General features: G+C 71.2%; 10 protein-coding genes. 4 read left to right on the forward strand and 6 right to left on the reverse strand.

Going from position 1 to position 12,402, the window contains the following annotated elements:
• Positions 1 to 109 precede the first annotated feature (109 nt).
• Positions 110 to 1,327, reverse strand: coding sequence for an ATP-binding protein (locus tag ACSQ11_RS04640; RefSeq protein ID WP_436003510.1), 1,218 nt, complete (start codon positions 1,325 to 1,327; stop codon positions 110 to 112).
• Between the two features lie 273 nt (positions 1,328 to 1,600).
• Between ACSQ11_RS04640 and ACSQ11_RS04645 the strand changes: the two genes are divergently transcribed.
• On the forward strand, positions 1,601 to 2,524 hold the full coding sequence (locus tag ACSQ11_RS04645) for a hypothetical protein (RefSeq protein ID WP_436003512.1): 924 nt from the start codon (positions 1,601 to 1,603) through the stop codon (positions 2,522 to 2,524).
• Positions 2,525 to 2,712: 188 nt separating this feature from the next.
• Positions 2,713 to 4,269 carry a M20/M25/M40 family metallo-hydrolase gene (locus ACSQ11_RS04650; protein WP_436003514.1) on the forward strand — a complete coding sequence of 519 codons (1,557 nt, stop codon included), beginning with the start codon at positions 2,713 to 2,715 and terminating at the stop codon, positions 4,267 to 4,269.
• 81 nt (positions 4,270 to 4,350) lie between these two features.
• Here the strand turns inward: ACSQ11_RS04650 and ACSQ11_RS04655 are convergent, their stop codons facing one another.
• The 4 genes from ACSQ11_RS04655 to ACSQ11_RS04670 form a co-directional block, all read right to left on the reverse strand.
• Positions 4,351 to 4,689, reverse strand: coding sequence for a rhodanese-like domain-containing protein (locus ACSQ11_RS04655; RefSeq protein ID WP_436003516.1), 339 nt, complete (start codon positions 4,687 to 4,689; stop codon positions 4,351 to 4,353).
• 35 nt (positions 4,690 to 4,724) lie between these two features.
• Positions 4,725 to 6,389, reverse strand: a complete 1,665-nt coding sequence (locus tag ACSQ11_RS04660; protein ID WP_436003518.1) for an alkaline phosphatase D family protein — start codon at positions 6,387 to 6,389, stop codon at positions 4,725 to 4,727.
• Between the two features lie 195 nt (positions 6,390 to 6,584).
• Positions 6,585 to 7,445 (reverse strand): Fpg/Nei family DNA glycosylase, encoded by an 861-nt coding sequence (locus tag ACSQ11_RS04665; RefSeq protein WP_436003520.1) that lies wholly within the window; start codon positions 7,443 to 7,445, stop codon positions 6,585 to 6,587.
• Between the two features lie 4 nt (positions 7,446 to 7,449).
• Complete coding sequence (locus tag ACSQ11_RS04670) at positions 7,450 to 8,568, reverse strand: App1 family protein (protein WP_436003522.1); 1,119 nt, start codon at positions 8,566 to 8,568, stop codon at positions 7,450 to 7,452.
• A gap of 35 nt (positions 8,569 to 8,603) precedes the next feature.
• Here ACSQ11_RS04670 and ACSQ11_RS04675 point away from each other — a divergent pair, with 35 nt between their 5' ends.
• Both ACSQ11_RS04675 and ACSQ11_RS04680 read left to right on the forward strand, forming a co-directional pair.
• The gene (locus tag ACSQ11_RS04675; protein WP_436003524.1) at positions 8,604 to 10,907 is read left to right on the forward strand and encodes a hypothetical protein; all 2,304 of its coding nucleotides are present in this window, start codon (positions 8,604 to 8,606) and stop codon (positions 10,905 to 10,907) included.
• The gene (locus ACSQ11_RS04680) at positions 10,904 to 11,617 is read left to right on the forward strand and encodes a GNAT family N-acetyltransferase (RefSeq protein WP_436003526.1); all 714 of its coding nucleotides are present in this window, start codon (positions 10,904 to 10,906) and stop codon (positions 11,615 to 11,617) included. The genes ACSQ11_RS04675 and ACSQ11_RS04680 overlap by 4 nt, the downstream gene beginning before the upstream one ends.
• Here ACSQ11_RS04680 and ACSQ11_RS04685 read toward each other — a convergent pair.
• Positions 11,590 to 12,348 carry a GAF and ANTAR domain-containing protein gene (locus ACSQ11_RS04685; RefSeq protein ID WP_436003528.1) on the reverse strand — a complete coding sequence of 253 codons (759 nt, stop codon included), beginning with the start codon at positions 12,346 to 12,348 and terminating at the stop codon, positions 11,590 to 11,592. The two genes, ACSQ11_RS04680 and ACSQ11_RS04685, sit on opposite strands and share 28 nt — an antisense overlap.
• Between the last annotated feature and the right edge of the window lie 54 nt (positions 12,349 to 12,402).

A 12,402-nucleotide genomic window follows, 5' to 3' on the forward strand; every position in this document is an offset into this window, starting at 1 on the left:
ACTCATGCGCGTGCGACCGTGACGTCCGGGGTTTCGGGTTGTCAGTGGTACTCAGTTCACGTGCGCGCTTTCGATGCCGGAAAAGCGGCTGCGTGGCTCGAGTTCCGGCTCAGGCGGTCTGCTCGCGCAGGTAGCGACCGAAGTGCGGCACGGTGAACGCGATCCGGCCGCGCTCCCCCGAGTAGATGAGCCCCTTCTTGAGCAGGGCGTCACGCGCCGGCGACAGGGACTGGGGCTTGCGACCGAGCTGCGACGCGACGTCGGCGGTGGGCACGGACTCGATGTCGTCGAGCTCCTCGACGCCACCCTCGGCGATCGCGACGGCGACGTCGGCCATCGCCCGGAGGTACTCGCGCTCACCCGGCGTCGCCCGCTCGAACCGCGAGCCGAAGAACCCGACGGCCAGCTCCGCCTCGGCCTCGGGCGCGGCGACGCGCACGTCGTCCGCCGTCACCGGCGACGCCGGTGCGCGGTCCCAGGCTGCCTTGCCGTAGGCCTGGATGAAGTACGGGTAGCCGCCGGTCGCGGCATACATCGCGTCGAGGGCGGCCGGCTCGTAGGCCGCGCCCTCCTCCTCGGCGGGCACGACGAGCGCCGCGTCCGCCGCCGCACGCGGGAGCCGGTCGATCCGCGAGTAGCGAAAGAGCCTCTCCGAGTAGGACTTCGACGCCGACAGCACGGCCGGCAGGTGCGGCAGCCCGGCACCGACCACGATGACCGGCAGCCCCGACTGGGAGATCTCGTGGCAGGCCGCGCACAGCGCCGACACGTCGTCGGGCCCGAGGTCCTGCATCTCGTCGATGAACACCGCGATCCCGCGGCCGGTGTCCGCGGCCAGGCCACCGATGTCGGTGAGCAGCTCGACGAGGTCGATCTCGATGTCGCCCGAGTCGGCGCGACCCGAGGCGGCCGGGGCGTCGATGCCCGGGTTCCACTTCTCGCGCAGCTTCGTGCCCGAGGGGGCGTCGCGCTGGGCGAAGGCCTTGATGACACCGAGGACGTGCTGCACCTCGTCGTCGCTGGCGTGGCCGAGCTCGCGCACCGCCTGGTGCAAGGCCGACGAGAGCGGTCGCCGCAGCGACTGGTCAGGTCGCGCCTCGAGCTTGCCCGTGCCCCACTTCGCGCGAACAGCCGCTGACCGCAACGCATTGAGCAGCACGGTCTTGCCGACACCCCGCAGGCCGGTGAGGACGATCGAGCGCTCGGGTCGGCCCCGCCGCACGCGTTCGAGGACGACCTCGAACGCGTCGAGCTGCTCGTCACGACCGGCGAGCTCGGGCGGGCGCTGGCCGGCGCCGGGGGCGTAGGGGTTACGGATCGGGTCCACGATCGCACCGTATCCGCTTCTCTAGGGCGGACGGCATACATCCGAATATCGTCGTATGCCGTGTCGCGGCGCCTTGGTCCGCAGGTGGGGTGTCGCGCCCCCTGCCACACGACACCCCACTCTGCTCGGGGAAGGATGGGGCGGGCCGCTGCGAAACCGCTGCGATTCCGCTGCGGACGGGGAACCCGCGCCTCCCCGGCCGCGTCCAACGAGCGGAGCACGGGTCCGACACCAGCGGATCGGCGCCCCGGCATCTGGACCGAAGGAGCAGCGATGAGGCAGTCGACCACCCGGTCTGCGGGCACTGTGGCCGTCGCGCTGGCCGTCACCGCGATCAGTGCATGCGGCACGCAGTCAGCCCGCGATGGCGCCGGATCACCCACCTCCTTCCTGTCGGCCTCCCCGAGCGCCAGTGCCTCGACCACCCTCGTCGACCTCGGCTCCGACGTCGTGGCCCACGGGATGCTCATGCAGGACACCCCGGACGGGCCGGTCGAGCTGTGCCTCGGCGGCGTCGCCGAGTCGTACCCACCCCAATGCGGGGGCCCGACGCTCGTGGGCGAGGTCGACTGGTCCACCCTCGCACCGCAGCGGGCCAACGGCGTGACCTGGACCGAGGGCGAGGTGTGGGCGATCGGACGGTTCGAGCCGGCGGGCACCGCGCACAGCGGCGGGCGGCTCACCCTCACGCGACCGCTGTCCCTCACGCCGCCTGCCGGGGTCACCTCCCCGACGCCCCCACCCATGAGCTTCCCGCAGCTCTGCGACGACCCGTATGCCGACGGCGGGAGCTCATCGGGCGGAACCGATGACGCGCAGAACGCCCTCATGGAGCGGCTGACGAGCCTCGACGGCTACGTCGGGTCGTGGGTCTCCGACGGGTCCTCCCTCTTCAACGTCGTCGTCACGGGTGACGCCGATGTCGCCCGGTCCGCGCTCCGGGCGACGTGGAAGGGCGGGCTCTGCGTCGAGCAGCGCGACCAGCCGACCGAGGCCGACGCGGCCTGTGCCCAGGAGGCCGTCACGTCGGTGCCGGGGTTGCTCAGCGCGGGTTACGACGCGACGTCGGGAGTGCTCGACGTCCAGGTCACGGTGCTGGACGCACCGACGCGCGACCGGATCGTCGCGGCGGTGAGCAGATGGCTCGACGCGGACCAGGTGAGGATGTCGAGCGCGGTCCAGCCCCTCACTTCGTGAGCCGAGGCGGTGAACCCTGTCCACATCGCGACACGACACGCGGCAGCGGACCGATCACCGCGCAGGACCGACCGGTCAGGTCACGGAACCGACCCTTGACCGACGCGGGACGGGCGGTGGGTGACTACCGTGGCGTAACCCAGAAGGGTCACTTCGGTCAGCACATCGTCGTCTGATCGGAGTAGTCCATGGTTCGCCCAGAGGGTTCCGGAGCACAGGTCGACCGCCGCAAGTTCGTCGCCGGAGTCGGTGGCGTGGCAGGTCTCGCCGCGCTCGCCACCACCACCGGGTCGCAGCTCGGCTCGGGCACTGCCGCCGCCACCCGGCGCGGCGCGAGCGGCGCCAACGTCGCCGCGACACCCGCCGACCCGCTCGCCCTGCTCAAGAAGATGCTGTCCTTCGACACCCAGAACTTCGGCAAGGGCGGCAACACGCGCCCGCACGCGGAGTGGCTCAAGTCCGTGTGGGACGAGGCCGGCGTGCCCGCGGAGATCATCGCCACGCCGCAACCCGACAACGTCCACCTCATCGCCCGCATCCCCGGGAGGTCGGGTTCGAAGGAGAAGCCGCTGCTCCTCCTCGGCCACTCCGACGTGGTCCCGGTCGAGCGCGAGAACTGGAGCGTCGACCCCTTCGCGGGGACGGTCAAGGACGGCGAGATCTTCGGCCGCGGCGCGCTCGACATGAAGGGCGCCAACGCCGCCTCGGTTGCCGCGCTGCTGCGCCACCTCTCGCAGGGCGCGGAGTTCGACCGCGACATCATCGTCCTCACCGACTGCGACGAGGAGGCCGGCAGCTACGGCTCGGGGTGGCTCGCCCAGAACCACTGGGACAAGCTCGACTGCGGGATGGTCCTCACCGAGGGCGGGTGGTTCCTCGCCCAGTCCGACGGCACGACACCGATGCTCATCACCGTGACCCGCCAGGACAAGGTCTACTTCAACCTCGACCTGCGCGCCCGCGGCACCGCGACCCACTCGAGCAAGCCGATGCCGGACTCGGCGATCGTCGGCCTGTCCCGCGCCGTGTCCGAGCTCGGTGACTACAAGGCACCGGTGGCGCTCACCGACGTCACCCGCGCCTACTTCGAGGCCCTCGCTCGCGCCACCGACGACCGCAAGCTCAAGAGCGCGCTGAGGCTCATGCTCAAGGCCCGCAGCCAGCGGTCCCTCGAGCGCGCCGCCGCCCTCGTCGTCAGGCTGTCCGACTACCCCTACCTCCACTCGGCGCTGCTGCGCACGACGATGGCGTACGTCATCGAGGACGCGGGCTACAAGGAGAACGTCATCCCGTCGGAGGCCCACGTCCGGGTCAACTGCCGCGGGATCCCCGGCGGGCAGAAGCCTCGCGACTTCCTCCGGACCATCCGGCGGATGATGGAGGAGCGCGACGTCGAGGTGACGCTCGCTGGCGCCGAGGGCGAGAGCGAGGAGCAGACACTCGCCGCCCTCGACAAGCGGTGGGCCACCCCGCCGGCCGACGTGAAGACCCCTCTCTTCAGCGGAATCTCGCAGGCCGCGGTCAAGACCTACCCGGGCGCCGTCTTCACCCCGGCACTCTTCGAGGCCGGCACGAGCCTGGGTCCGTGGCGCGAGAAGGGCATCCCCGGCTACGGCGTCTACCCCTACGTCATCGACAACGACCAGCTCATCGGGATGCACGGCAACGACGAACGCATCTTCGTCGACGCCCTGACCAAGGGCACCGACTTCATGTACGAGGTGTTCTCCCGCTTCCGCGTCTGACGTCAGAAGGAGCACGTATGCCGTGGGGCACCGTTCACGCGAACGGTGCCCCACGGCATACGGGAAGGAAGGACGGGCGAGTCAGAGGACCTGCGGGGTGCTTCCGTCGGAGGTCTGCATCTTTTTGCCGGCGGCGTGCCAGGCGCGCATGCCACCGTCGAGGTTCGCGACCTCGTAGCCCTGCTGCTCGAGCCACGGCAGGGTGCGTGCGACGCGGCCACCGCTACGGCAGGTGACCACGACCGTCTCGTCGCGCTCGAGGAACGGCGCGAGCTCGTCGACACGGGCCGGGAGCTCGCTCATCGGGATGTGCACCGCACCGGGGGCGTGGCCGCGGTCCCACTCGTCCTGCTCGCGGATGTCGAGGAAGACGGCGTCCTCGGCGAGGTCGGTCGGCTGGACCTGGGGGAACTGGCTCATGCCGTCGACGCTACGCCAACCCCGTCATCCACTGCTCAGTCGGCGGGGGTCTCGGCGGCAATCGTGTCGGCGATCTTCTGCTCGTCGGTGCGCGACGAGCGCAGCTGGCGCTGCGGCGCCGCCTGCTCCTGCTGGAGCCCGCGCATGCGGTCCTCAAGGACGAAGGTCGCCCGCGTGAACACGTCGGCACCCGGAGTCGTCACCTGTGGCACGCACCGGAACCGGGCGGTCATCTCGGTCGGGGTGATCGTCGTCGAGACGTAGCCGCGCAGGTTGGTCCAGAAGCGCAGGTTGGGGTTCCACGCCGCCCACGGATGGGTGCCGTCGGTCTCGTCGTAGCCGTTGCCGCCCGACGTGATCGACGAGGTGATGAGCTCGGACCCGACGGGCTTGCTGCTGCCCGCGGCGTCGTAGTCGAGGTAGAGGTCGCTGGCCCAGTGGGCATGCACGTCGCCGGTGAGGACGACGGGGTTGCAGACCTGTGCGTCCACCCAGCCCTGGGTGATGCGCTGGCGCGAGGCGCGGTAGCCGTCCCACGCGTCCATCGACACCGTCGTCCTCGCCGTGGCGTCGTTGTCGCGGCGACCGAAGAACACTTGCTGGCCGAGGATGTCCCAGCGGGCCCTCGAGTCCCGGAAGCCGTCGAGCAGCCACCTCTCCTGCTGCAGCCCGGGCAGCGAGCGCGCCGGGTCGTCCGCCGCGGGACAGTCCTTGTAGCCGTCGCCGCACGCCTGGTCCGAGCGGTACTGCCGCGTGTCCATCATGTGCAGCGTCGCGAGGTCGCCCCACGCGCTGCGGCGGTAGAGGTCGAGGTCGGGGCCCGCGGGAACCGAGCGGCGACGCAGCGGCATGTTCTCGTAGTACGCCCGGTATGCCGCGGCGCGCCTCTCGAGGAACCCGAGCTGCTCGACGGGGCGGTCGGCGAGGTCGTCGGCGTAGTTGTTGTCGACCTCGTGGTCGTCCCAGACGACGAGCCACGGCGCGGCCGCGTGTGCCTCCTGGAGGTCGAGGTCGGTCTTGTACTGCGCGTGGCGCTGCCGGTAGCCGGCGAGCGTCTTGGTCTCCGGGCCGGCGTGGGTGCGGCCGATGCCGGTGCCGCCGCCCTCGTACTGGTAGTCACCGAGGTGGAGGATGAGGTCGGGGCGCTCCTCGGCGAGGTGGCGGTAGGCCGTGAAGTACCCGGCGGGCAGGTTCGAGCAGGAGGCGAACGCCATGAGCAGCGACGACGGCGACGAGCCCGCAGCCGGTGTCGTGAGGGCGCGGCCGAACCGCGAGAGGTGCGGGCCGAGGCGGAAGCGGTACCAGTACTCGCGCGCCGGCCGGAGCCCGCGCACCTCGACGTGCGCCGAGTGGGCCCAGGCCGGGTCGGCCGTCACGGACCCGGCCTTGACGACGTCGGTGAAGCGCTCATCCGTCGCGACCTGCCAGTTGAGCTGGAAGCGCGAGGACGGCATACCTCCGAGTCCGTCGGCGGCGAGCGGGTCGAGGGCGAGGCGGGTCCAGATGACGAAGCCGTCCGGCTCCGGGTCGCCGCTCGCGACACCGAGCGTGAAGGGGTCCGAGCGGGGGATGACGGCGGCCGCGGTGGGCCGGGCGTCGGCACGCGGCGCGGCGCCGGCGGCGTTCGCGGCTCCCGTGACGAGCGCGGCCGAGCCGACGACGAGACCGGTGCGCAGGGCAGAACGGCGAGTGCTGTCCATGACGAACACCCTTGCGGCGCACCACGACCGGCGGGCGGCGGTCAGGCGGCGATCGGGTGAACCGTGCGTCTGGGCCGCACCAAGAACCGCGCCACGACCGACTGATTGCCCGTTTGGGCTCCTGCCAGCGACCGTTCGGCGCGCGCAGACAGGCCCGAACGGGCAATCAGTCGCACACAGTGGCGGGGCTGGGGGTTACTTGAGGAACTTGCTCGTGCGGCGGTCGGCGAGCGGCTTGCCACCGGTCTGGCAGGTCGCGCAGTACTGCAGCGACGAGTCGGCGAACGACACCTCGCGCACCGTGTCGCCGCATTCGGGGCAGACCTGACCCGTCCGGCCGTGGACCCGCATTCCCTGGCGCTTGGCGTCCTTGAGCTCGGCCGCGGGCTTGCCCGACGCGGCGAGGACCGCAGCGGACAGCGTCTCGCGCAACGCGGCATACAAGCGTTCGGTCTGCTCGTCGTCGAGCTTGGCGGCGATGGCGAAGGGCGAGAGCTTGGCGACGTGGAGGATCTCGTCGCTGTAGGCGTTGCCGACGCCGGCGATGATGTGCTGGTCGCGCAGGACGCCCTTGACCTGGGCGTTGCGGCTGCCGAGGATCTCGCGGAATGCGGTGAGCGAGAACGAGTCCGCGAGCGGGTCGGGCCCGAGCGCGGCGATGCCCGGCACCTCCTCCGGCGAGGAGACGATGTATGCCGCGAGCGACTTCTTCGTCCCGGCCTCGGTGAGGTCGAAGCCGGACCCGTCGGACATGCGCACCCGCAGCGCGATCGGCGACTTGCCTGGCCGCAGCCGCGTCTGCGACAGCGACTCGGACCAGCGCAGCCACCCGGCGCGGGCGAGGTGGAAGACGAGGTGCGTGCCACCGCAGTCGAGGTCGAGGAACTTGCCGTGCCGCGACACCGAGTCGACCGGCGCCCCGACGAGCGCCTCGGGTGGCGGGTTGAACGTCTTGAGCACCGAGATCGACCCGAGCTCGACGCCGGTCACGGCCAGGTCGGCCGTGCGCGACGCGAGGAAGTCGACGAGCGCCTGGACCTCGGGCAGCTCGGGCATGGCTTCACACTCCCCACATGTCGGAGGCCTCGAGCGCCTTGGCGCCGGCCTCGGGATCGGCGACGTCACCGTCGACGATGGGTGCGACGAGGCTCGCCAACGCGTAGCCGTCGTGCGCGCGGACCACGGGTGCCGCGATGTCCTGCGTCGGTGCCGGCGCCAGGTCGTCGTTGGCGACGGGGATGCCGTGCGAGAGCACCTGCTCGCCGACGCTCAGCTGCCGGATCGCGATGGCGCGCACCGAGTCCGGGCGTCGAGCCGCGAACTCGGTGTAGAGCTTGGGGTCGTTCTGGCCGTCGTCGCCGACGAGCAGCCACTTGACGTGGGGCAGCTCACGGGCGAGCCGGGCGAGGGCCGACCGCTTGTGGTCCTGCCCCGACCGGAACCAGCCGGTGTGCGTCGGCCCCCAGTCGGTGAGCAGCATCGGGCCCGGCGGGTAGCCGTTGCGGCGCAGGAACCGGGTCAGCGACGGGGCAGTGTTCCACGCGCCGGTGGAGAGGTAGATGACGGGCATGCCCGGGTGCGAGTTCATGAGCTCGCGGTAGAACGTCGCCATCCCCGGCACCGGGCTGCGCGTGCCCTCGGCCTTGACGAAGGTGTTCCACGCGGCGATGACCGGACGCGGCAGCGACGTCGAGAGCACGGTGTCGTCGATGTCGCTCACGAGCCCGAACGTCTGCCGGGTGCCGATGATGAGCACCGACGCCGTGCGAGGGCGGGCCAGCGGCGAGCTGATCTCGACCTGGTGCCATCCGGGGCCGAGCCCGTGCCCGTGGACGACGATGTCGACGAGGCCCGACCTGTCGGTGCGACCGTCGATCTCGCGCTCACCGATGCGGATCGTCACCGGCACGTCGATCGCGGGCGAGGTGACGAACGCCCGCCACCCCCGGGTCTCCTCCTCGGCCGACCTCAGTGACTGGACGCTCCCGGCGGCATCACCCGAGACGGCGCGCATCGGGTCGCGCGACATGAGCACCCTCGCGAGGACGCGCACGAAGCCGACGCTGCCGTAGCCGGTGTGCGGCACGATCTTGGTCCCCCAGCCGCGCTCGCGCAGGGTGTCGCTCTTGCGGCGGTTCCACGCGTCCTCCATCAGCGCGGCGAGGTGCGGGCGAGCCATGCACCGACTCTAGTGCCGGGCGGTAGCGTGCCGTCATGGAGGAGCTCGCGGCACTCGGCGAGGACGAGGAGTGGTTGTCCGTGCTCGTGGACGCACCCGTCGACGAGGTGGGTCGCCTGCTCGACGAGTGCCTCGGCGGCTTGGGCGTGTCCGACACCACCCGCATGCGGCTCGGTGAGCTCCTCGAGGGCGTCTGGTGGAGCGGTGGCGGCGGGTCGGGGGACCGGCAAGAGGTGATCGCGGCGATCGTGGAGGCGGTCCCAGCGGTCTCGGGCACCACGGCTGAGCCCATGCTCGCCCTCTACATCCGTGCGGTGTGCGAGGCGGCATGGGAGCTCACCTGGGACCACGCACCGATCACCGACCTGCTGCGGGCAGCGGAGTCGGAGTGGGACACCGCTCCACCCACGCCCGGGTCGTCCGCCGCACTGGCCGTGCGGGCCATGACGGCGCTGCGGGCGGATCTTCGTCTGGAGTCGGCGTGCTCCACGGGTGATCTCGGCACCGAGTCCATGGTGTCGGCGGAGGTCCGCGACACCCTCCAAGGCGAGCTGGACTCGGCCCACGGCCAGCAGTCGTCGGCCGTGGCGCGTCACGTGGTCTCCATGCTGCAGGATCGGGTGACCTATGCCGCGGCGGTGCACGAGGGCTCGGCCGCCGCCCTGGCCTTCCTCGAGGGAAGGGCGGACTCCCTCGACGCAGCGTGGAAGGTCCTCCACGAGGCCGAGCAGAACATGGCCGACCACGGCGCCCGCAGCGAGCTGCGCGCCCACCGGGTGGCCATCGAGCGTCTGTGCGAGGCCAGGCACGAGGACTGGCTCAGGGTCGACGAGGGCAGCATCGTCTGCACCTATCCCTTCGGGCTGCGCCACACGGACCAGGCGACCGTGGTCCGGGCCGTCAAGGAGCATGCCGGCGACTGGGTCATGGGTGGGCGCGCCCTGGCCAACAACTCCACCGGCCTGCTGCTGGTCGACGACGTCTGGCGTGGCGACGACCCTCTCGAGCGGCGCTACGAGGGCACGCAGCTCGACCTTCCTGACCTGCACCTCATCGGGCGCCAGGGACGCGACGTCACGGCGCGGGTCACGATCGTCATCTCCCAGCTCGGCAACCACCACGTCCGGGTGGAGCTGCCGCTCGTCGACGCCCTTCCCCATGACATCGCCGCTCGTGTGTGGATGGCCGCGCCGGAGTACGCCGACCTGGACGAGGTCGGCCAGAGACTCGTCCTCGGCGAGGCGGACGGCACGAGGCCTGACCAGGCTCGTGGATGGTCGCGCCTCAGCGGCGTCGTCCAGACCCTTCTCGACGACCTCGTCCACGCGCTCGTACGCACCGGGCTCGAGAACATCGACCTGAGCTTCCGCCCCGGGATGTACCACGTCGTCACGACCATCAACGAGGCGTCTGTGCTTCCCAGTGGTGACGCCGGTCGAGCGCACACGCTGGACCACGCCGCGAGGATCCCCACACTCTTCGGGAGCCAGTCGGTCTGCCACCCGATCCCCGCGGGCATCGGATCCCTCGCCTTCTGGGCTCGCTATGGGTCTCCCGTCGGGACGCCCGTCGAGTGCGCGGGGCTCACCGACGAGTACCTCCTCGCGAGCGAGAACCACACGCTCATCGCTTCCTTCAGCTCCCCCGACTTCATGGTGGCCACCGTGGGTCAGGCTGCCGAGTTCGCCGCCAGCCTCGACGGCATGTTCGCAGCGTGGCAGGACGAGCTGAGCGATTTCTACCTCGGTCTCACGCCACACCTCCGGCGCTTGGAGTCGCCCGACGACGTCGACCTCCAAGAGGTGCTGAGCGACCTCGAGCACCGGCACCTGAGACTGCGGCAGTTCCTCACGTCGGCACGGGTCACCGTCCTCTTCATCTCCTCGCCCGCGCTGGTCACCTCGCCGGTGATGCGTTCGACGATCAGCCGGCTTCTCGACCTTCGCCCTGTGTGGGTCCAGCGAGCGGACTTCACCGACATCGCGGGCCAGGCGCTGGCCGACCGCGTGACCGACCTCATCGAGACCTGGATGCGGCGCCGTGACGACGCGCAGGCACGGCGGAACCGCCTGCGGATCGACACGATGATCGCGGTCCTCACCGGCATCGGTATCTCGGGCGTCGTCGCCATCCTGCAGACCGGCTTCGACGTCGAGAAGGGCGGTTCGGTCGCTCTGGCGGTCGTCGTCCTGCTGCTGGCCGCACTGGTGGGACTGGCGAGCTTCCGATGGTCACGGCTCACGAACGAGAAGCGGTCGCGACCCTCGTCGACGAGAAGTCACCGCTCCGTGACGGATGGCCCATCTCCCAACACGGACCGATCGAGGAGATCGTCGTGACGCACGTGCGTGAGCTCTCCGCAGCCGACGACATCCGGGCGGTGCACGAGCAGCTGCTCACCCCGGCGTTCCCTCCCGAGGAGCTGGAGACGGTGGAATGGATGCTCGAGCGAGCAGCCGCGGGACAGCTCACGATCAGGGTCCTCGACCGCGACGGACCCGCTGCCGTCTCGGTGACGGAGACCCTAGGACCGACGGGTTCGGTGCTGCTCGACTACTTCGCCACTCGATCCGACCTGCGAGGCACCGGGCTCGGGTCGGCGCTCCTCGGCGACATGCTGGCCGTGGTGCGAGAGAGGAACCACCCTCGGCTCATCCTCGCCGAGGTCGAGAGGCCCGACCGGCACCCGTCGTCGCCGGGCCACGGAGACCCGGCCGCCCGTCTGCGCTTCTACCGCCGTCACGGAGCGCGGGCGCTCGATCTGCCGTACTTCCAACCGGCCCTCGGCTCCGGACCTCCCGTCCACGGCATGCTGCTGCTCGTCCTGTGGGCGAGCCCGGACGTCGTCGTCAGGGTCGGCGGTCACGACAACGAGCAGGACAGGAGGGGGGTGCCGGGAGGAGTCGTGCTGCCCGTCCTCCGGGCAATCTTCGGTGAGGCGCTCGAGGACTCACACCCCGAGACCGTGGCCTTGCGCGCAGCGGCCACGTCGGAGGTGGTGGCGCTGCGGGATCCGGTCGACTATCCCGAGATCGCCTCATCTCGCTGAGGGGCCTCGGCGCGGCCCTGCACCCCCGCGACGACCTGCTCGGCGAGCACCTTGACCTTGATGTTGCGGGCCTGCGACGACGTGCGCAGCCAGTCGAACGCCTCGTGCTCGTCGACGCCGCGCAGCGCCATGAGCACCCCCTTGGCCTGCTCGATGACGGCCCGGTTGGCCATCGCCTGCTCGAGCTGCCCGGCGAGGCGCTGGGCGCCCTCGAGCTCGGTGACCGCGACGACGGCGTCGGCGGCCCGGGCGGCGGCCGTCCGGGCGAGCGAGGCCTCGAACGCGTCGAACGCGTGGGGTACCCGGCCGTAGAGGTTGAGCGCGCCGACGCAGTGGGCGCCGCTGAGCAGCGGGAGGGCCATGAGCGAGCGCATGCCGTCCTGCCGCACGGCCTCGGCGAAGAGCGGCCACCGCTCGTCGGCGTCGCCGTCGGGCCCGATCGTCGCGACCACCTCCGTGCGCTCGCGCGCCGCCTCGAGGCAGGGGCCCTCGTCGAGCTGGTACTGCACGGCGTCGACCTCGAGGGTCGCCACGGTCGTGTAGGCGGCCGTGCTCGGTCGGCCGTCGACGAGCAGGGTGATGCCGACCTCGTCGCAGCCGGTGACGTGGCGCCGCACGGCGTGCACGACCCGGGTGAGGTAGTCGTGGGTCTCGTCGACGGACGCGAGCACTCCGGACACGTCGCGCAGCAGGTCCTCGTGCGGGTGCGACCCCGTCGTGGTGTCGGTCATGCGTTCTCCTCGGTCGTGCGTCGGGGGTCAGTATCACCCGCGACCCGGCCGCCC

Source organism: Knoellia sp. LjRoot47 (genome assembly GCF_964253435.1).
Classification (GTDB): Bacteria; Actinomycetota; Actinomycetes; order Actinomycetales; family Dermatophilaceae; genus Knoellia.

What these genes read in the sequence shown, in the direction of transcription:
- ACSQ11_RS04645 (WP_436003512.1), top strand. Translation starts at nt 1,601, where the DNA reads ATGAGGCAGTCGACCACCCGGTCTGCGGGCACTGTGGCCGTCGCGCTG.
- ACSQ11_RS04650 (WP_436003514.1), top strand. Translation starts at nt 2,713, where the DNA reads ATGGTTCGCCCAGAGGGTTCCGGAGCACAGGTCGACCGCCGCAAGTTC.
- ACSQ11_RS04655 (WP_436003516.1), bottom strand. Translation starts at nt 4,689, where the DNA reads ATGAGCCAGTTCCCCCAGGTCCAGCCGACCGACCTCGCCGAGGACGCC.
- ACSQ11_RS04660 (WP_436003518.1), bottom strand. Translation starts at nt 6,389, where the DNA reads ATGGACAGCACTCGCCGTTCTGCCCTGCGCACCGGTCTCGTCGTCGGC.
- ACSQ11_RS04665 (WP_436003520.1), bottom strand. Translation starts at nt 7,445, where the DNA reads ATGCCCGAGCTGCCCGAGGTCCAGGCGCTCGTCGACTTCCTCGCGTCG.
- ACSQ11_RS04670 (WP_436003522.1), bottom strand. Translation starts at nt 8,568, where the DNA reads ATGGCTCGCCCGCACCTCGCCGCGCTGATGGAGGACGCGTGGAACCGC.
- ACSQ11_RS04675 (WP_436003524.1), top strand. Translation starts at nt 8,604, where the DNA reads ATGGAGGAGCTCGCGGCACTCGGCGAGGACGAGGAGTGGTTGTCCGTG.
- ACSQ11_RS04685 (WP_436003528.1), bottom strand. Translation starts at nt 12,348, where the DNA reads ATGACCGACACCACGACGGGGTCGCACCCGCACGAGGACCTGCTGCGC.